Source organism: Streptomyces sp. NPDC048514 (assembly GCF_043199955.1).
Lineage (GTDB): Bacteria > Actinomycetota > Actinomycetes > Streptomycetales > Streptomycetaceae > Streptomyces.
This window is the reverse complement of sequence record NZ_JBICWT010000003.1, coordinates 378,869-396,787: the sequence shown is the minus strand read 5'-3', so window position 1 is coordinate 396,787 and position 17,919 is coordinate 378,869. Positions and strand designations below refer to the sequence as shown.

18 protein-coding genes and 1 riboswitch are annotated in these 17,919 nt (G+C 73.0%); of the genes, 8 read left to right on the top strand and 10 right to left on the bottom strand.

Annotated features, from left to right (window positions below; all coding sequences use genetic code 11):
- Position 1 precedes the first annotated feature (1 nt).
- The 4 genes from ACGFT2_RS07750 to ACGFT2_RS07735 all read left to right on the top strand — a co-directional run bounded on the left by ACGFT2_RS07750 (position 2) and on the right by ACGFT2_RS07735 (position 5,959).
- Positions 2 to 2,443 carry a glycoside hydrolase family 3 C-terminal domain-containing protein gene (locus ACGFT2_RS07750; protein WP_393274568.1) on the top strand — a complete coding sequence of 814 codons (2,442 nt, stop codon included), beginning with the start codon at positions 2 to 4 and terminating at the stop codon, positions 2,441 to 2,443.
- Positions 2,444 to 2,506: 63 nt separating this feature from the next.
- The gene (locus ACGFT2_RS07745) at positions 2,507 to 3,547 is read left to right on the top strand and encodes a LacI family DNA-binding transcriptional regulator (protein WP_393274566.1); all 1,041 of its coding nucleotides are present in this window, start codon (positions 2,507 to 2,509) and stop codon (positions 3,545 to 3,547) included.
- 139 nt (positions 3,548 to 3,686) lie between these two features.
- On the top strand, positions 3,687 to 4,481 hold the full coding sequence (locus ACGFT2_RS07740) for an SDR family NAD(P)-dependent oxidoreductase (protein ID WP_393274564.1): 795 nt from the start codon (positions 3,687 to 3,689) through the stop codon (positions 4,479 to 4,481).
- Between the two features lie 266 nt (positions 4,482 to 4,747).
- Entirely contained in the window at positions 4,748 to 5,959 is a 1,212-nt protein-coding gene (locus tag ACGFT2_RS07735; protein ID WP_393274562.1) for a S8 family serine peptidase, read from the top strand.
- 341 nt (positions 5,960 to 6,300) lie between these two features.
- Here ACGFT2_RS07735 and ACGFT2_RS07730 read toward each other — a convergent pair whose 3' ends face one another.
- Both ACGFT2_RS07730 and ACGFT2_RS07725 read right to left on the bottom strand, forming a co-directional pair.
- Positions 6,301 to 6,648, bottom strand: a complete 348-nt coding sequence (locus ACGFT2_RS07730) for a DUF1330 domain-containing protein (protein ID WP_393274560.1) — start codon at positions 6,646 to 6,648, stop codon at positions 6,301 to 6,303.
- A 176-nt stretch (positions 6,649 to 6,824) separates the two neighbouring features.
- Complete coding sequence (locus ACGFT2_RS07725) at positions 6,825 to 7,028, bottom strand: hypothetical protein (protein WP_393274558.1); 204 nt, start codon at positions 7,026 to 7,028, stop codon at positions 6,825 to 6,827.
- Between the two features lie 278 nt (positions 7,029 to 7,306).
- Between ACGFT2_RS07725 and ACGFT2_RS07720 the strand changes: the two genes are divergently transcribed.
- Together ACGFT2_RS07720 and ACGFT2_RS07715 are read left to right on the top strand one after the other, a co-directional pair.
- Complete coding sequence (locus ACGFT2_RS07720) at positions 7,307 to 7,564, top strand: DUF6400 family protein (RefSeq protein WP_393274556.1); 258 nt, start codon at positions 7,307 to 7,309, stop codon at positions 7,562 to 7,564.
- Positions 7,551 to 7,808, top strand: coding sequence for a hypothetical protein (locus ACGFT2_RS07715; protein WP_393274554.1), 258 nt, complete (start codon positions 7,551 to 7,553; stop codon positions 7,806 to 7,808). The genes ACGFT2_RS07720 and ACGFT2_RS07715 overlap by 14 nt, the downstream gene beginning before the upstream one ends.
- A gap of 228 nt (positions 7,809 to 8,036) precedes the next feature.
- Here the strand turns inward: ACGFT2_RS07715 and ACGFT2_RS07710 are convergent, their stop codons facing one another.
- The 5 genes from ACGFT2_RS07710 to ACGFT2_RS07690 form a co-directional block, all read right to left on the bottom strand.
- On the bottom strand, positions 8,037 to 10,472 hold the full coding sequence (locus ACGFT2_RS07710; protein WP_393274552.1) for a SpoIIE family protein phosphatase: 2,436 nt from the start codon (positions 10,470 to 10,472) through the stop codon (positions 8,037 to 8,039).
- Between the two features lie 101 nt (positions 10,473 to 10,573).
- Positions 10,574 to 11,689: a sensor histidine kinase gene (locus ACGFT2_RS07705; protein WP_393274941.1), complete on the bottom strand. Its 1,116-nt coding sequence runs from the start codon at positions 11,687 to 11,689 to the stop codon at positions 10,574 to 10,576.
- A 14-nt stretch (positions 11,690 to 11,703) separates the two neighbouring features.
- A complete protein-coding gene (locus ACGFT2_RS07700; protein WP_393274550.1) occupies positions 11,704 to 12,369 on the bottom strand; it encodes a response regulator in 666 nt (221 codons plus the stop codon).
- Positions 12,370 to 12,778: 409 nt separating this feature from the next.
- Entirely contained in the window at positions 12,779 to 14,179 is a 1,401-nt protein-coding gene (locus tag ACGFT2_RS07695; protein WP_393274548.1) for a purine-cytosine permease family protein, read from the bottom strand.
- Positions 14,169 to 14,262: riboswitch (TPP riboswitch) on the bottom strand. (Overlaps the previous gene by 11 nt.)
- A gap of 229 nt (positions 14,263 to 14,491) precedes the next feature.
- Complete coding sequence (locus tag ACGFT2_RS07690; RefSeq protein WP_393274546.1) at positions 14,492 to 14,962, bottom strand: winged helix-turn-helix transcriptional regulator; 471 nt, start codon at positions 14,960 to 14,962, stop codon at positions 14,492 to 14,494.
- Between the two features lie 98 nt (positions 14,963 to 15,060).
- Here ACGFT2_RS07690 and ACGFT2_RS07685 point away from each other — a divergent pair, with 98 nt between their 5' ends.
- Positions 15,061 to 15,555, top strand: coding sequence for a PaaI family thioesterase (locus tag ACGFT2_RS07685; RefSeq protein ID WP_393274544.1), 495 nt, complete (start codon positions 15,061 to 15,063; stop codon positions 15,553 to 15,555).
- Positions 15,556 to 15,643: 88 nt separating this feature from the next.
- On the top strand, positions 15,644 to 16,756 hold the full coding sequence (locus tag ACGFT2_RS07680; protein WP_393274542.1) for a PP2C family protein-serine/threonine phosphatase: 1,113 nt from the start codon (positions 15,644 to 15,646) through the stop codon (positions 16,754 to 16,756).
- Positions 16,757 to 16,831: 75 nt separating this feature from the next.
- Here the strand turns inward: ACGFT2_RS07680 and ACGFT2_RS07675 are convergent, their stop codons facing one another.
- From ACGFT2_RS07675 to ACGFT2_RS07665, 3 genes are all read right to left on the bottom strand, one after another.
- Entirely contained in the window at positions 16,832 to 17,005 is a 174-nt protein-coding gene (locus ACGFT2_RS07675; RefSeq protein WP_393274540.1) for a hypothetical protein, read from the bottom strand.
- 25 nt (positions 17,006 to 17,030) lie between these two features.
- Positions 17,031 to 17,387 (bottom strand): PRC-barrel domain-containing protein, encoded by a 357-nt coding sequence (locus tag ACGFT2_RS07670; RefSeq protein WP_393274939.1) that lies wholly within the window; start codon positions 17,385 to 17,387, stop codon positions 17,031 to 17,033.
- Between the two features lie 108 nt (positions 17,388 to 17,495).
- Positions 17,496 to 17,846 (bottom strand): DUF3140 domain-containing protein, encoded by a 351-nt coding sequence (locus ACGFT2_RS07665; protein ID WP_393274538.1) that lies wholly within the window; start codon positions 17,844 to 17,846, stop codon positions 17,496 to 17,498.
- Positions 17,847 to 17,919: the final 73 nt, after the last annotated feature.

The window sequence follows — 17,919 nt, the reverse complement described above, 5'->3', positions numbered from 1 at the left end:
GATGACCGACGAGGACGAACTCGACCGGCTGCTCGACAAACTGACCCTGCGCTCCAGGGTCCGGCTGCTCACCGGCGCCACCACCTGGCGCACGGCGGCCCAACCGGACCTTGGTCTGGGTCAGTTGGTCCTGTCCGACGGCCCGGCCGGCGTGCGCGGGGAGGGCTGGGACGAACGGGCCACGTCCGTCCTGCTGCCCTCGGCCTCCGCGCTCGCCGCCACCTGGGACGAACGGCTGGTCGAGGAACTCGGCGGTCTCCTCGCCTCGGAGGCCAGGCGCAAGGGCGTGCACGTCGTGCTCGCCCCCCACCTCAACCTCCACCGCACCCCACTGGCCGGCCGGCACTTCGAGTGCTTCTCGGAGGACCCCCTGCTGACCGGCCGGATGGGGGCCGCCCTGATCCGGGGTGTGCAGGCACACGGCGTCGCCGCGACGGCCAAGCACTTCGTGGCCAACGACGCCGAGACGGACCGGCTGACGGTCGATGCGCGGATCGACGAGCGAACGCTGCGCGAAGTCCACCTCGCGCCGTTCGAGGCGGCGGTCAGGGCCGGCGTCCGGCTGGTGATGGCCGGATACAACCAGGTGAACGGCACCACCATGACGGCCCATCCACTGCTGACGGCACCGCTGAAGAGCGAGTGGGGGTTCGACGGCGTCGTCGTCTCCGACTGGGGCGCCGTCCGCGGCACCCGGGACACCGCGCGGGCCGGACTCGATCTGGAGATGCCGGGGCCCGCGGGGGAGTGGGGCGAGGCACTGGTCCGGGCCGTGGAGGCCGGCGACATCGGGGAACCGGCCGTGGACGACAAGGTGCGCCGGCTGCTGCGGCTGGCCGCCTGGTGCGGAGTACTCGGCAGACCGCACCGACCGGCCCGGCCGCATCTGCCCTCCCGGCGGGCCCGGGCCCTGACCCGGCGGGCCGTCGCGGCCGGAGCCGTCCTGCTGGCCAACCGGGACGTCCTGCCGCTGGACCCCACCCGCCTCCGCACGATCGCCGTCATCGGCGCGCCCGCCGCCCGCACCCGCACCCAGGGCGGCGGCAGCGCCGGCGTCTTCCCGCAGGACGAGGTGTCGATCCTGGACGGCCTGCGGGCGGGCCTGCGCGGCCGGGCCCGGGTCGTGCACGTACCCGGCCCGGCGCCGGACGGCCCGCCCCCGCCTGTGGACATGGTCCTCGGCTCCGACCCGCGCACCACCCTCCCCGGTGTGCTGCTGCGCGTCCTCGACGCCTCCGGCACCGAACTGTGTGCCGAACACCGGCGCAGCGGACGCCAGCTGGAGCCGCCCGTGCCGGCCGGGGCGCACACCGTGGAGATCAGCGCGCGGCTGCACCCGCGGATCTCGGGCGCCTGGCGGATCGGCCTCGCCGGATTCGGCCGCCTCAGCCTCCACCTCGACGGACGCCCGCTCCTGGACGGCGAGTTCGCCACCAGCACGGACGATCCCGCCGTGATCCACGTGAGTCCGCCCACCCAGACCGTCACCGCCCAGCTGACCGCCGGCACGACCCCGCTGCTGGTCGCCCGCCGCGAACTCGCCCCCGGTACCGGCCGGGCCACCGTCGTCGGTGCCGCCCCGCCCGGCCCCGACGCCCCCGCGGCCCTGGCGAGCGCGTTCCGGGCGGCCCGCGAGGCGGACGCGGCCGTGGTGGTGGTCGGCACCGGCGAACAGCACGAGTCCGAGGGACGCGACCGGAAGCACCTCGCGCTCGGCCCCGGCCAGGACGCCCTGGTCCGGGCCGTCGCCCGGGCGAACCCGCACACGGTGGCCGTGGTCAACAGCGGGGGCCCGGTGGAACTGCCCTGGCGGGACGAGGTCGGGGCGCTGCTGCTGGCCTGGTTCCCCGGTCAGGAAGGGGGCGGCGGACTGGCCGACGTGCTGCTCGGCCGTACGGAGCCCGGCGGCCGGCTCCCCACCACCTGGCCGGCCCGTCTCGCCGACGCCCCCGTCACCCGCACCCGCCCGGAGGCCGGCCGCCTCCGCTACGAGGAGGGCCTGCACATCGGCCACCGCGGCTGGCTGCGGGCCGCACGCACGCCGGCCTACTGGTTCGGGCACGGACTCGGCTATACGACATGGGCCTACGAGGAGCTGTCGGGGCCCGCGGAGCCGGTGGCGGGCGAGGACGTCACCGTCACCGTGCGGCTGCGCAACACCGGGTCGCGGGCCGGACGTGAGGTGGTGCAGGTGTACCTCGCCCGCCGCGCGCCCACCGCCGTCGAGTACCCGGAGCGATGGCTCGCCGGGTGGACGGCGGTGCGGGCTCGGCCCGGCGAGTCGGTCGTCGCGCGGGTGCGCATCCCGGCACGCGGCCTGAGCCACTGGGACGTCCGTGCGGGGGACTGGCGCACCGAACCGGGACCGTGCCGGGTGCTGGCCGGGCGCTCGGCGGGCGAGCTGCCGCTGACCCTGGAGGTACAGGTGCGCGAACGGACCTGAGAGCCGCGCCCACTGCGGAGAGCGCTCTATCCGCGCAGGCCGCCGGGCCGTTAGGGTGCGGGCATGAGCAGACAGGCCCCGACGCTCGAGGACGTCGCCCGGGAGGCGGGTGTCTCCCGGGCGACCGTGTCCCGGGTCGTCAACGGCGTGCGCAATGTGGACCCGGCGATCCAGGAACTGGTCCGCCGCGCGATCGAGCGGACCGGGTACGCACCCAACCGGGCCGCCCGCTCGCTGGTCACGCGCCGGGCCGAGACCGTGGCGCTGGTGGTGTCCGGGGCCGGTGACGCCTCGGAGGGGGACCAGGCCGCCTTCGCCGCCCGGGTGTTCGCGGACCCGTTCTTCGGCCGGGTGGTCGCCGGGATCGTCGGCTTTCTTCGGCCCCGCTCGGTGCATCCGGTGCTGATGTTCGCCGAGTCGGCCGAGTCCCGCCGTGAGGTGCTGACCTATCTGCGGCAGGGGCGGGCCGACGGCGCGCTGGTGGTCTCCAGTCACGCGGACGACCCGCTGCCCGCGATGCTGGCCGGGGCCCGGTTGCCGGCCGTGCTCTTCGCCCGCCCCTCCCGCCCGGTACCGCTCAGTCATGTCGACCTGGCCCACCGGGACGGCGGCCGGCTCGCCGCCGAGCACCTGCTCGCCCGGGGCTGCCGCCGACTCGCCACGATCAGCGGCCCGTTGGCGGTCTCCGCGAGCCAGGAACGGCTGGCCGGCTTCCGCGACACCCTCGCCCGGCACGGCCAGGTCCACGTCCCCGTCGCCGAGGGCGGCTTCACCCTGGGCAGCGGCGTCGCCGCCATGACCGGCCTGCTGGCCGAACACCCGGACCTGGACGGGGTGTTCGCGGCCAACGACCTCATGGCCCAGGGCGCCTGCCAGGTGCTGCGGGAACGCGGCCGGCGGATACCCCAGGACGTGGCCGTGGTCGGCTTCGACGACTCCTCCGTCGCCGTCACCTGCCGGCCCGGTCTGACCACCGTCCGCCAGCCCGTCGAGGACATGGCCGCCGAGATGGCCCGGCTGCTCGACGAACACATCCACGGCGCGCGCACCGCACCCACGTCGGTCGTGTTCGACCCCGAGCTGGTGGTGCGGGAGTCGGCGTGACGGCGCGGGCGGAGCCCGAGCTGCTGTGAGCCCCCCGAAAGGCCGAGCGTGCTCGTGCCCTTCCGCTGTTCGCCGTGCGGGACCGCCACACTTGGCGGACCGGCGCATCCGGTCGCGAACGAAGGGAACCCGCCCGCTCATGCAGATCGACCTGACAGGACGAACCGCCCTGGTCACCGGCTCCACGCAGGGCATCGGAGCGGCCGTCGCCGTCGCCCTCGCCCGGGCGGGAGCCCGCGTGGGTGTCAACGGCCGCGACGAACGGCGGGTGGCCGACAGTGTGGAGTCGCTGACCGGCTTGGCACCCGGCGCCGAGCTGGTGCCGGTCGCGGCCGACGTGGCCACGGAGGAAGGCGCGGCCCGGGTGGCGGAGCTGCTGCCGGACGTGGACATCCTCATCAACAACCTGGGTGTCTTCGGCGCCGCCGACCCGCTGGAGATCACCGACGACGAATGGCGGCGCTACTTCGAGGTGAACGTCCTCGCAGCCGTACGGCTGACCCGGCTCTACCTGCCGGGCATGACCGAACGCGGCTGGGGGCGCGTGCAGTACGTGGCCAGCGACTCCGCCGTCGTCATCCCCGCGGAGATGATCCACTACGGCATGTCGAAGACCGCGCTGCTCGCGGTGAGCCGCGGCTTCGCCAAGAAGGCGGCGGGCACGGGCGTGACGGTGAACTCCGTCATCGCCGGGCCCACACACACCGGCGGCGTCGAGGACTTCGTCTACGAACTCGTCGACCGCGCACTGCCCTGGGACGAGGCACAGCGCGCGTTCATGCGCGAGCACCGCCCGCAGTCCCTGTTGCAGCGCCTGATCGAGCCGGAGGAGATCGCCCACATGGTCGTCTACCTCAGCTCAGCACAGGCGTCGGCCACGACCGGAGGGGCCCTGCGGGTGGACGGCGGGTACATCGACTCCATCCTGCCCTGACGAGCGCCGGGTATGGACGGCCGGTGAAGAGATCGGCACCGATCCTTCTCGGCCGTTCCTTGGTGATTCAACCAGTGAGACGGGCTGCGCCTTCGCGATCGGGTTGCCTCGAGAGTGCGTAAGTCCTGTGGAGATCGACCGTGTGTGGGACGTCATGGCTTCGGCCAGGGCATTGATCTGTTCGCGCCAAGACGGCACGCTCCAGAGCACGCGCAGGACATCGCTGCCTGCGCGAATCCCCCCACACACGATCGAGGAGACCCCTCTTGACGGCGCATCACAAACGCATAGGCAGGGCCAGGACCGTCACCGCGATCGCGGCCGCTGCCACCGTCGTGGGCACGGCCCTGTACGTGTCGCCCGTCGCGCACGCCGAACGCCCCGCGGAGGGCACGGTGTACGGCCTGGACGCCGAAGGAGCCGTGGCCGGCAGCTACATCGTCCTGCTGGACCGGCAGGCCTCCCGGGACGAGAAGAAGGAGCTGGCCGCCGAGTACGGCGGCGAGGTGAACCGGACCTACGGCTCGGCGGTCGACGGGTTCTCCGCCGGCGATCTCACCCGGACGGAGGCCAAGCGCCTGGCAGCCGATCCGGCGGTCGCCAAGGTGGTGCAGAACAAGAAGTTCCACATCGACGCCACCCAGGACGCCCCACCGTCCTGGGGCCTGGACCGCATCGACCAGAAGGACACGACGGGCGACGGCGAGTACGCCTACCCCGACAAGGCCGGCGAGGGGGTGACCGCGTACGTGATCGACACCGGTGTGCGCATCAGCCACAAGGACTTCGGTGGGCGCGCCGGGTACGGGTTCGACGCCGTCGACAAGGACGAATCCGCCGACGACGGCAACGGCCACGGCACCCACGTGGCCGGGACCATCGCCGGCACCGCCCACGGGGTGGCGAAGAAGGCCAAGATCGTCGCCGTCAGGGTGCTCGACGACAACGGTTCCGGGACCACCGAGCAGGTCGTCGCCGGCATCGACTGGGTGACCGCGAACCACAAGGGGCCCTCGGTGGCCAACATGAGCCTCGGCGGAGGCGTGGACCCCGCTCTCGACGCGGCCGTCGCCAAGGCCATCGCCTCGGGCGTCACCTTCGCGGTCGCCGCCGGCAACGAGTCGGCGGACGCGAAGAACAGTTCACCGGCCCGAGTGCCCGAAGCCCTCACGGTGGCCTCCAGCACGAAGGACGACGCCCAGTCGGACTTCTCCGACTTCGGCTCCGTGGTGGACCTGTACGCGCCCGGTTCGGACATCACCTCCGACTGGAACGACAGCGACCAGGGCACCAAGACGATCTCCGGTACCTCCATGGCCACCCCCCATGTCACGGGAGCGGCCGCCGTCTACCTGGCCGCACACCCGGACGCCACCCCGGCCCAGGTCGCGTCGGCACTGACCGGCGGAGCGACCGTCGACAAGATCGGCAACCCGGGCGCCGGGACGCCCAACAAGCTGCTGAAGGTGACCGAGTAGGGCTGCGCCCCGCCCGGCATCGCGCGAACCCCGCGGCCCGGTGGCCAACCCCGCCCGGCGCGGCGGCACCACCACCGAGCCGCGGGGTTCGCGCTCCTCGGCGCTCCCACAGGGGGCCGACGGCCCCGCCGGCGGCATACCGGCAGCCGGTGGGGCCGGTCCGTGGGTGTCGGCGGGGCATGCCGTCACCCGGTGGGGCCGGTCCGTGGGTGTCGGCGGGGCATGCCGTCACCCGGTGGGGCCGGTCCGTGGGTGTCGGCGGGGCATGCAGGCAGCCGGTGGGGCCGGTGCGTGGGTGGCGGCGGGCATGGCGCCGGGCGGTGCGTGACGGGGCGTGGGCCTCAGCGGGCCGCCATGCCGTCCAGCATCGCCTTGGCGGTTGCGGCCGCGTCGTAGTCCTCGCTCACCCCGGGCACGAGGATGATGTCGCCCGCGATGTGCCGCGAGCGCAAGGGGGCGATCTCCTGGTAGGCGGCGGAGTCCCACCAGGCCCGGGCCCGCTCGATCGACGGGAAGCCGATCACGACGACGTGTCCGGGCCAGCTGCCCTCCCTCACCTCGTGCGTACTGCCGTGCACGAGGAAGCGGCCACCGTACGGTGCGAAGGTCCCCGTGATGCGCGCCATGTACTCGGCGAGGTCGGCGTGCGGTGCGGCTTCCCGCAGGTGGGCTATCGCGTAGGCGGACATGGCATCCTCCGGAACCTTGGTCGGCTGGTGTCGATGTCCACGACTCTGTCACCGGGGCGGCGCCGGGTCGATGACCTGTCAGGTAATGGGGGTCAGGTAATGGGGGAACGGCGCGACCCGGATCGTGGAACGCCGTCCCCGGCGCGCGGGGGACGTCCGGACGCCGTTCCGACCCTTCACTTGCCCACGAGGCCCGTGGGCAGGAGCGTCTGGAGCGAGGTGGCGGGGTGCCCGATCTCCAGTGTGCCCAGGAGACCGTTCAGGAGGGACGCTCCGGGAGCCCCGGTGGAGGGCGCGGGGGCCTGGGCGGCCTCGGCGGCGGGCGCGGTGGCCAGGAGGGAGGCGGCGAGGACGGTGACACATGCGAGTTTCTTGATCATGTTCGGCCTAACGACCGAGGCCCGGGTGGGAAACGCCCGCCGCTGGGCCGACCGGGTGGCCTGACCTCACGCCCTGCGCCGGGCCCGCGACGGACATGACCTACGCACTGCGCCGGGTCCGCGGCAGACATGACCTATGCCCTGCGTCGAGGCCGCAGAAGCACCGGGACACGGTGCCGGACTTGCCCTGCCCCGGCCCCTGCGGCGACCGCCGGTCCGCTGTGATGTGCCCCACCTGCTCTTGTCGTCACGGGGAAGGCGTACCTAAGTTCGGTCGTATGTCCCCCCATGACCACACCCCTCCCAGCGAGCCGGTCGACTTCGCCGTCGACCTCACCGAGCACGAGATGGTCCGGCGGGCCCACGTCATGGAGGCGCTCGGCCCCGGCTGGGACCCCGTCGAGATGCTGCGTCGCGAGGAGGCGGCGTACGACCTGCTGTACTCCGGACTCGACGAGGAACAGCAGCGGGTCTACGACGCCCTCGTCTCGGCCGGTGTCCTCCCGCAGCGCGGGGACGGCCGTGCTTCCGCTTGATCCGCAGGCGGACATCGGGCGCCGCGCCTGGGTGACCTGCCCGAACTGCCAGGACCACCGCGGCTGCCCCACGTGCGAGCAGCGGCGCAGGTGCACGGACCACTGGCGCTATCTGCTCTCCAACACGGGCAGCCTCCTGCACCTGCAGTGCCCCACGTGCACCCACATCTGGGACCACGAGACGGGCTTCGGTGCCACGCGCACCCGCTGGACACGCACGACGAGCGGCCTGCGACGACGCTGACCACGGGCTTCCACCACCCGGCGTGAACGGGTGCGGCGCGTGTGCCCTGTCCGTGGCGATGCGCACCGCCGTCCGAGGGGCTGCCCGTGGCGATGCCCCGCCGTGTGCGTGTGCGTGTGCGTGCGTCTATGTGAGCCCACGTGCCCCCGAGTATGTGAGCCCACGTGCCCACGGGCCAGCCGAGCCCACGAGCCAGCCGAGCCCACGGGCCAGCCGAGTCCACGGGTCTCAGTCAAGGGGGCTTTCGGGTAGCTGCTGTTCCGTCCAGATGGTCTTGCCCGTGGCCGTGTACCGCGTGCCCCAGCGCTGGGCGATCTGCGCGACCAGGAACAGGCCGCGCCCACCCTCGTCCGTGCTCCGTGCCCGGCGAAGGCGTGGGGAGGTGTTGCTGGCGTCCGACACCTCGCAGATGAGGGTCCGTTCGTGGATCAGCCGAACCCCGATCGGTCCGGACGCATGCGTGATGGCGTTCGTGACCAGCTCGCTCACGATCAGCTCGGCGGTGAAGGCGACGTCCTCCAGCCCCCACGCGGCCAGCTGGCGCGCGGTCCGCTCGCGCGCCTCGTGCACCGCCCGCGGCTCGGCGGGCACCTCCCACGAGACCACCCGGTCGGGGGCCAATGCGCGGGTGCGGGCGACGAGGAAGGCGACGTCGTCGCGTGGGTGGTCCGGCAGCAGGATGCGGACCATCGTGTCGCAGATCTCCTCCAGCGGCCGGTCGGGGTGGGCCAGGGCGAAGCACAGCCGCTCGAAACCGATGTCGACGTCGCGGTCCGAGGCCTCGATCAGGCCGTCGGTGTAGAGCGCGACCACACTGCCCTCCTCCAGCTCGATCTCCGCCGACTCGAAGGGCAGACCGCCCAGGCCCAGCGGGGGGCCGGCGGGAATGTCGGGCAGTTCGACCGGTTCGCTGAGGTGGGCGATGGCGGGCGTGGGATGCCCGGCGCGGGCCACGTTGAGTTTCCGCGAGATCGGGTCGTAGACGGCGTAGACGCAGGTCGCGCCGATCACCATCGGGTTGTCCGTGGCCGCTTCGGCCTCGTCCGCCAGGCGCAGGACGAGGTCGTCGAGGTGCGCGAGCAGCTCGTCGGGCGGCAGGTCGAGGTCGGCGAGGGTCTGCACGGCGGCCCGCAGCCGCCCCATGCTGGCGGCGGCGTGGATGCCGTGGCCGACGACGTCCCCCACGACCAGGGCGACACGGGCGCCGGACAGCGGGATGACGTCGAACCAGTCGCCGCCCACGCCCGCCTCGGCGTCGGTCGGCAGATAGCGGTAGGCGACGTCGACGGCGCAGTGATCGGGCAGGTCGGGTGGCAGCAGGCTGGTCTGCAGGGCGAGGGCGGCGTTGTGCTCGCGGACGAAACGCCGGGCGTTGTCCACGCACACCGCCGCACGTGCCACCAGCTCCTCGACGAGCAGCACGTCGTCCTCGTCGATCGGTTCGCGGTTCTCCCAGCGCAGCAGCGTGACCACTCCCATCGTCTCGCCCCGCGCCCGCAGCGGTACCACCAGGTGGGTGTGCACGCCGAGCTGGCCGAGTTTGGCCAGACGCTCCGGATCGCCGGCGAGCCACCACGTCGTCCTGTCCAGCACCGGATCACGGATCGACCGGCCGGTGGCCAGGCAACGGCGTTGCGGGGACTTGGGCGGATACCCGCTGGGCTCCCCGATCGGGATGACCGCCTCCGGCAGGTCCTCGTGGATCGACAGGTGTGCCGCCCGCTGCAGTGTGCCGTGGCCGACGGGGCCGGGAGCCAGGTCCTTGACCGCGAGGACGCCGCGGAACAGGTCGATCGCGACGAAGTCGGCGAGCTGCGGCACGAGGACCTCGGCGAGTTCCTGCACGGTGCGGTCGAGGTCCAGGGTGGTACCGATACGCTGCGCCGCCTCGTTGACCAGGGTGAGCCGCTCGTGGGCACGGTCCCGGGCGTCCACCTCGACGGCGGTGTGGCACACCCCCAGGGTCTTGCCCGCGACATCCCGCAGGGGGAACGACGAGCGGAGCCTGAGGTGGTCCCGCGTGTTGCGCCGGGCCACGCCGGGCGGGGGCGTCACACGCTCCAGGGCCGGGGTGGCCCGGCCCCACATGAGTGCCTGGCGTGCCTGCCGGTCCACGGCCGCCGGCACCTCGCCCGGTCCACGGGCGCCGTCCGTGGCGACGGAACCGTTGGTGTGCGCCAGGCCCTCCATCGCCGCCAGCACCCGGTTCACCCACTGGAACCGCAGTTCCGTGTCGAGGACACCGATGCCGATCGGGGACTCCTCCAGCAGGCCGCGCACGACCGCCTGGTCCAGCTCCCACTGGCGGGACGCGGCGACGTCACAGGCCACGGCGAGCCAGCCGGAGCCCTGCTCAGCGCGCACCGGGCAGGCCCGCACGGCGAGCTGCACGCGGTGACCGGCACGGTGGCGCAGGGCGACCAGACCCTCCCAGCCGTCCCTGACGCGGCGGGCTCCGGAGAGCGCGGACGCCGGTGAGTCCCGGTTCGCCAGGACGGACGTCACGGGCCGCCCCAGCACCTCGGCCGCCGGATGGCCGAGCAGCGCCTCCGCTCGTTCGCTCCAGAACCGGATCGTGCCGTGCACGTCCACCAGGGCGACCGCGGCCGACGTGATGTCGAACGGATCGCCTCGCCGATCGTTCACCGTATCGCTGAGACCCATGCTGTCGGCCCCATCCACGGGCGGGTTTCCTTGCACCACGGTCTCACATGGCCTCTCGTGTGTCTTCGCGCCCGGAGCCCCCGCCGCAGCCCCCCTCGTGGTCAGCGGTTGCGCTCGACAGGCATCTCCAGACGGAGTTCCCAGCCGCCGTCGGCCGTGGGGCCCCAGCTGACGGTGCCGCCGAGCAGTTCGGCACGCTGGCCCAGACCCGCCAGGCCGTGGTGGGCGCTGGGCAGCGGCAGTGCGGGGCGCGTGGCAGCGGTGTTGGTGATCGTGGCGTGCACGGCACCGTTCCGGTCCACGAGCCGGACGGTGGCGGTCGCGCCAGGGGCGTGTTTACGGACGTTGGTCAGCGCCTCCTGGACGGTGCGGTAGACGGCGCGCTGGACGGTGGGGGGAAGGTCCTGAGGCAGGTCCGTCTTCAGTTCCGCTTCGATGCCGCTGCCGGTCACGAGCCGCTGCAGGTCGGCGAGGGACGGCTGCGGGGTCAGCTCCGTGGGGCGGCTCCCGGAGGCGCGCAGCACGCTGACCATGTGCCGCAACTCGTCCAGCGTCTGCACACTGAGCCGCCGGATGGAGGCCGCCGCCTGCTTGGTGTCCTCGTCCCGGCTGCCGACCTGGAGCGCCCCGGCCTGTACGGCGATGAGGCTGACCTGGTGGGACACCACGTCGTGCATCTCCCGGGCGAGCTGCGCGCGCTCCTTCGCCAGGACGCTCTGCGCGGTCAGCAGCCGTTCGGACTCGCGGGCCGCGGTGATCTCGGCGAGCCGCAGCGACAGCTCGCGCCGGGCCTGGACGAGCTGGCCGAGGAAGACGGGGGCGGCCGCCGTCGCCAGGCTGTAGCCGAAGTGGACGACGTTGCGGGTGTCGGCCAGTTCGTCCGCCCGCAGGCGGGTCCAGGGCCAGGGCAGGAAGTCGCTGATCGCGTAGACCAGGGCGCAGCCGGCCAGCAGGACGCGATGGCGGCTGAGGGAGGAGAGCGTGTAGAGCGCCGCCACGGGGGCGACGACCGCGTCCGAGACCATGGCGGCCGGGAGCGTGAGCAGGAAGGTCACGAACGGCAGCCGGTGCCGCAGGAAGAGGGCGAACGCCGCGAGCAGCGCGCATATCGGGGCCACCGGCGGGTCCTGGAGACCGACGTGGACCCAGGTGTCGATCAGCGCCGCGCAGACGAGGGCGGCGTCCAGGAGCAGCGAGGGCGGTCGTCTGGCCGGCATGGGGCGCAGGGATGTCATGGGGCGTCCTCGTCGCGCGCCGGCCCCAGCAGGCCCGCGCGCTCTGCGATCAGGGCGGCCTGCACGCGGCTGCCGACCTCCAGCTTGTTGAGCACGGCGCTGACGTGACCCTTGACCGTGCCGGTGCTCAGGTGCATCCGCCGGCCGATGTCCGTGTTGCCGAGCCCCGTGGCCATCAGCACGAGGACCGCCCGCTCGCGATCGGTCAGCCGGGCGGTGAGGCGGGTGGCGGGTTCCCGCGCACCCTGGTCGAGATAGCCGTCCACCACCGTGCGGGTGACCTTCGACGACAGCACCGTCCCGCCCTCGGCGAGGGCCCGGACCAGGTGCGGGAGTTGCTCCGGGTCGGTGTCCTTCAGCAGGAACCCGGCGGCACCCGAGCGCAGTGCGGCAGCCACGTACTCGTCGGCGTCGAACGTCGTGAGCATGGCCACCACCGGGGGGTCGGTCATACGCCGGATCTCGCCCAGGACGGTGAGCCCGTCCACGTCCGGCATCCGGATGTCCAGCAGGACGACGTCCGGGTGCGCTTCGTGCACCGCCGGGAGGGCCTGACCGCCGGGAACCGCCGCAACCACCTCGATGTCGTCCGCCGAGCTGAGGATGTGGGTGAAGCCGCCCCGGATCAGGGCCTCGTCGTCGACCACCAGTACCCGGATCACCTGCGCTCCGCTCCTCGCACGTCCGCGGTTCGATGCGTACCACCCGGGGAGCCCTCCGCGAACATGCCCGGGGTGTTTCCGCCGATCGGCCGTACGGTCCCGGCCGACCGGCGGCGGCGGAGACTCCGGCCGGCCGGCGGGGTGCGTCGGGAAGGGGGACCGGTGAGCCGCGCCGGTCTCCGCGCTGTTCGCGGGTTTCTCACTGATCATCATCACCGGCCGCCCAGGTCCCGGGAACGGGTGACGGCTGCGGGCCGCGACTCCGGCCCTCGTCGCCGCGGCCGGATCGCGCTGATCCTTTCGCAGGCTCTTCTCACGATACGGCAGTCCGCCGAGGCCGGTAACCGGGCGGACGCCGGCGCCGACCCGCCGGCTCACCTCACCGTCTCCGACGGGGTCAGGGGCGGGGTCAGGGGCGGCGCCGGGCGCGCAGCGGCGCGTACACGGCCAGTGCCGCGGCGAACGCCACCGGGTAGGCGAGGTCGGCGCCGTGCAGGGCCTTGGCGACCGGGCCCACGTACAGGCTGGTGCTCATGAACGGCACCGCCACGGCGAAGGCGACGACGAACGCGGTGAGAGCCGGCCACCACGGCTGCGGCCGGGAGGTCTCCGCCGTCAGGTCGACCGGGCGGCCACCACGGGCCCGGGCGCGCACCACCCAGTCGACGATCACGATCGCGACGAACGCGGGGATCCAGTAGCCGACGAACAGCAGCACGTTCTGGAAGCGGGCCGTCGTGTCGGCCGCGTGCATCCACAGCACCAGCGGGAACCCGAGGACCGCGGCGAGGGCGGCGGCCACCGGCCGCGGCAGCCGCACCCCCATGGTCTGGAGCGCCAGCGAGCCGCTGTAGTCGTTCATGGCGTTGCTGCACAGGGCCGCGAGAGCGACGGCGAGCAGCCCGAACGCGCCGAGTGCGCCGCCGCCGAGCAGGTCGTCGACGCCACGGGCGGTCTGGTCGGTGAACCGCGCGGCACCCCACAGGCCCAGCGCCTGCACCGCGACGAAGGACACGGCGACGCCGAGCAGGGTGTACCAGAACATGCGCGGACGGGACGCGGACCGGGGCAGATAACGGCTGAAGTCGCTGGCGTACGGGGCCCAGGACAGGGCGAGGCTCAGCGCGACGGTGCAGGTCAGCACGAACGCACCGGCCCGGTCGGCGCCGTGCACCGTCGCCGCCGTCGCGGGCTGGGCGCCCTTCAGGAGCTTCACCGCCAAGGCCGCGAACGACGCGGCGAGCGCGAAGGTCATCACCGTCTGCAGCCGGTGGATCGCCTCGTACCCGAGCACCCCGAGCACCCCTTGTGCCGCCATCATCAGCAGGACGCCCACCCAGAAGGGCAGGCCGCACAGTTGGGCCAGCGCGTCCCCGCCGAACAGGCCGATCAGCGCGTCCCAGGCGATGGACGACAGCCACTGCAGCGTGCCCGGCAGGGTGACGCCCCGGCCGAAGGCCAGTTGGGCCAGGGGCAGCTGCCCCGCACCGGTCTGACTGCCCCAGGTGCCGAGGTAGGCGGTGGGTATCGCGCCCAGCACGGTGCCGAGCACCACGGCGAGGAGCGCGGTGGCGAAGTCCAGCCCGAGGGCCGCGCCGACGGTGCCGGTGAACACGCCGGTCATGGTCAGGTTGGGGGCGAACCAGACGGTGAACAACCGCCCGGGGCTGCCGTAGCGGGCGTCCTCCGGCACCGGCGTTATGCCTCGCGCCTCCATCCGCAGATCACCGGAAGCCGCCGGCATCCGCCCGTCGAAGACGTGCTCCGGCTCGGCGACCGCCGCCGCGTCATGGGCATGCGGCAATGACATGTGACATCCCTCCGCCAGTCCTAACTGGTTCAGGTTCGACGGGTGTGATCTCAGCCCCTCGTGGGGCACCCCGTGTCCAGGTACGGCGGCAAGGATAGCTGGCCCGGACACCGGCACGGGCCGGGGGGGAAGAGCGCCGCGGGCGCTGCACGGCCCGCACCGCGCACGCTGCCTGACCCGGGAGCCGGTACGGCGGCGGCCGGCCGGTGACGGTGGTACGGCGGCGTCTCGTCCGCTCGGTGTGCCCGCGGCCCCCGGCGGCGTCACGGTCGCCGACCCCCGGGCCCCGGCGGGGCGTTGTGCGCCGTGGACTCAGGCCAGCGGGCGGGCCCCGGGTCCCGGCAGCACCGTGACGTCGGCCGGGGCGAGCGCCTCGCGGTGGTCGCCCGAGCACTCGACCACGACCCGGACGGGCGCCCCGCAGTCGCTGTGCCGGATGTCCAGGACCGGCCCCTCGGGGTCGGCGACGTACGACTCGCCCCACTGCCGCAGCGCCACGAGAACGGGCCACAGGTCCCGGCCCTTGCGGGTGAGGCGGTACTCCTGACGGGTCCTGCTGCCCTCCTCCCGGTACGGCACGGTCCGCAGGATGCCGGCGCCCAGCAGCTTGCGGAGCCGGTCGGCGAGCACGGCCTCCGACAGCCCCACATGGCGGCGGAAATCGTCGAAGCGCCGCACTCCGTTGAAGGCGTCACGCACGATCAGCAGCGTCCACTTCTCGCCGACCAGGTCGAGGGTGCGCTGGACCGTGCAGTTCTGGGTGCTCATCTCCAGCCACTTCATGCCGCCAGGGTAGAGAAGCACGCTGGCTTTGTCATTGACAGTCAGCGTCGGGCACGGCTAGCTTCGCTGACTGAAGCCAGCTGAGGAGGCACAGCCGCATGGGACGGTCGCGTACGTACGAGTGGGAGGACCCCACGATCTCGGCATCCGCGGTCGGCGTCGCCTCGGGGCTGGAGTTCCTCCGGGAGATCGCCGCCGGCCGCATTCCCGCACCACCCGTCTGCGCCACCCTGGGCTTCGGTCTCGAAGAGGTGGCGCACGGACGCGCGGTCTTCAGCCTGGTGCCGGGCGAGGAGCACTACAACCCCATCGGCAGCGTGCACGGCGGCGTCTACGCGACCCTGCTCGATTCGGCGGCCGGCTGCGCGGTGCAGTCCACACTGCCGGCCGGAATGGGCTACACCTCGCTCGACCTCGCCGTGAAGTTCCTGCGCCCGGTCACCCTCGACACGGGGACGGTACGTGCCGTCGGCAGCGTCCTGACCAGCGGCCGCCGTACCGCACTCGCCGAGGCCCACCTGTACGACGAGGCGGACCGCCTGCTGGCGCACGCCACGAGCACCTGCATGCTGCTGCCCCTGCCCGCCCCCTGACCGAGGAAAAGGTGTCCGGCCGCGCTCGCCGAGGCCGCCGAACACGTGCAGGGTGGAAGATGTGGGCTCCCAGGAACGACGGGCCGGCATGGGGGCGCAGTGGCAGCGCAGCCACGCGCTGCTGGTGATCCCGGTCGTCCTCATCGTGGTGATCACCGTCGTGGACCAGCTGCTCCCGGCCGACGTCCACCTCGGTCCGTTGCTGGTCATCGCCCCCGCGATCACCGCCTCCTTCGCGGGCCCCTGGGGGACCGGCCTGATCGGGCTGCTGGCCATGGGGGCACAGACGTACATCGGCTGGCACTTCGGCGTGCTGTTCTCGCGCAACGTGCTCGTCCAGATCCTCGCGCTGGCGGTGCTGTCGGCCCTCATCGTGTTCTTCTGCGTGGTGCGTGAGCGCCACCGCCGCCAGCTCGCCCAGGTGCGCTCGGTCGCCGAGGCCACGCAGCACGTCCTGCTGTGGCCGCTGCCGGAGGAGATCGGCCCCCTGCGGATCGCCTGTCTGTATCTGGCGGCCGAGGACGAGGCCCAGGTCGGCGGTGACCTCTACGCCGCCACGTCCACCGACCACGGCGTACGCGTCATGATCGGCGATGTGCGGGGCAAGGGGCTGGCGGCCATCGGCGAGGCCGCCCTGCTGATCGGAGCGTTCCGCGAGGCCGCCCATCAGCACGCCGACCTGCCGGCTCTGGCCACCGCGCTGGAACAGAGCGTCTCCCGCAACCTCTCCGACCTCGAGCCCGAGGAGGAGTCGGGGGAGCGGTTCGCCACCGCGCTACTGGTGGAGGTGCCGGAATCGGACCACGTCACGCGGGTGATCAGTTGCGGACACCCGCCGCCGCTGCTGCTGAGCCCCGGCAGTGCCGTCAGCGTTCCCGTGCACCCGGCGCTCCCGCTGGGGATCAGCGGACCGGCACCGGCGGACCACGCGGTCGACGTGTTCTCCTTCCAGCCCGGGGACACCCTGCTGCTCTACACCGACGGCGTCATCGAGGCCCGGGACGGCACCGGCGCCTTCTATCCGTTCGCCGAACGGGTCGCGCAGTGGGCCGGCAACGGCCCGGACCGGCTTCTGCACCTGATCCGGCACGACCTTCTCGCACATGTGGGGGGCCGCCTCGACGACGACGCGGCCGTCATCGCCCTGGCCCGTGGACCCGACGCGCACCGCGGCCGCCGCCACCATGGCGCGCGCCCGTAGGGGCACGGGGCGAGTACCTGCGGCACCGCGACTTCCCCGGCCGGCCGGCCCCGTCCCGGCCGGCCCGTCGCGCCGTCATCGGGCGATGCGGCGTCCCTTGCCCCCTCGCCGGAAGCGCACCGCGATGTACACGAGATCGGCGAGGAGGACGACGGCACCGATGACCAGCAGATAGAACAGGCCGTGGACGGCGAAGCCGATGATGCCCAGGACCACGGCCACGAGGATCAGGAACAGGAACAGGCTCATCGGAACTCCCGGCGGCTGCGGTGCGTCAACGGCGGGCGAGGCGTCGTTCGCCGCCGCCGCCCGGCGCGTAGTCCAGTTCGTAGTGGGCGAAGACGGCCGGCTCCTCGGCGGCGGGCAGTTCACCGTCGGTGTCGATCGCCGGGGCCTTCTTGACCACGTCCTTGGTGTGGGCGACCTTCACATACCCCGGGCCGACCGTGGCACCGAGGAGCGGGACGAACGCCAGGCGGCGACGGGTGGGCAGGCCCATGGTCACCGTGGCGAAGAAAGCCTGGTCGGTGACCGTGTCCACATAGACCGACTCCAGTGCGCCGATCTTGTGGCCGTCCCGGTCCACCACGTCGTGGCCCCGCCATTCGCGGATGTCGCCGGCCTCGAACATCATGACCTCCTCCAGTGGAGTACCCCGGATCGCCCCCGTGATGTGTCCGCCACCACCGGCCGCCCGCGCGTCCGCCGCCCGTGCGGGGCCGAGCGGTGGTCGTGGAATTCAGCTGCCGGCCAGGGGGTCGTGACCCCAGTTCATCAGCGAGCGCCGCCAGGTCGTGTCGCGTACGTCGCCGGCGGGGCGCTGTGCCAGGTGGCGGCGGATGTATCCGTTGACCTTGCGCATGTGGGCGTAGTCCGAGTCCGAGAGGTCGCCCTTCTTCTTCCGCAGGATCTCCACGATGGTGCGGCCCGAGGCGTGCCCGGTGGACTCCCCGCCGCCCTTGTGCTGTCCCGCCGCCCGCGATTCGCCGGTCGCCAGCCATTTCTCCAGGGCGGACGGTGTCATGTTGACCAGTTCGCGGAAGGTGTCCCAGCTCTCGCGCTGCTCGTCGTGGTTCGTCGCGTCGGCCACTGCCTCACTCTCCTCGCCTGCCGGGGTGGGCACCCCTCCCACCCTGAGGGAGTGCCGCCGCGTCCGCACCTGG

Coding starts and splice junctions, on each gene's coding strand:
- ACGFT2_RS07705 (WP_393274941.1), bottom strand. CDS start 11,689: ATGCCGGCCAGACGACCGCCCTCGCTGCTCCTGGACGCCGCCCTCGTC.
- ACGFT2_RS07710 (WP_393274552.1), bottom strand. CDS start 10,472: ATGGGTCTCAGCGATACGGTGAACGATCGGCGAGGCGATCCGTTCGAC.
- ACGFT2_RS07730 (WP_393274560.1), bottom strand. CDS start 6,648: ATGTCCGCCTACGCGATAGCCCACCTGCGGGAAGCCGCACCGCACGCC.
- ACGFT2_RS07690 (WP_393274546.1), bottom strand. CDS start 14,962: ATGAAGTGGCTGGAGATGAGCACCCAGAACTGCACGGTCCAGCGCACC.
- ACGFT2_RS07720 (WP_393274556.1), top strand. CDS start 7,307: ATGTCCCCCCATGACCACACCCCTCCCAGCGAGCCGGTCGACTTCGCC.
- ACGFT2_RS07675 (WP_393274540.1), bottom strand. CDS start 17,005: ATGAGCCTGTTCCTGTTCCTGATCCTCGTGGCCGTGGTCCTGGGCATC.
- ACGFT2_RS07745 (WP_393274566.1), top strand. CDS start 2,507: ATGAGCAGACAGGCCCCGACGCTCGAGGACGTCGCCCGGGAGGCGGGT.
- ACGFT2_RS07740 (WP_393274564.1), top strand. CDS start 3,687: ATGCAGATCGACCTGACAGGACGAACCGCCCTGGTCACCGGCTCCACG.
- ACGFT2_RS07725 (WP_393274558.1), bottom strand. CDS start 7,028: ATGATCAAGAAACTCGCATGTGTCACCGTCCTCGCCGCCTCCCTCCTG.
- ACGFT2_RS07750 (WP_393274568.1), top strand. CDS start 2: ATGACCGACGAGGACGAACTCGACCGGCTGCTCGACAAACTGACCCTG.
- ACGFT2_RS07685 (WP_393274544.1), top strand. CDS start 15,061: ATGGGACGGTCGCGTACGTACGAGTGGGAGGACCCCACGATCTCGGCA.
- ACGFT2_RS07670 (WP_393274939.1), bottom strand. CDS start 17,387: ATGTTCGAGGCCGGCGACATCCGCGAATGGCGGGGCCACGACGTGGTG.
- ACGFT2_RS07680 (WP_393274542.1), top strand. CDS start 15,644: ATGGGGGCGCAGTGGCAGCGCAGCCACGCGCTGCTGGTGATCCCGGTC.
- ACGFT2_RS07695 (WP_393274548.1), bottom strand. CDS start 14,179: ATGTCATTGCCGCATGCCCATGACGCGGCGGCGGTCGCCGAGCCGGAG.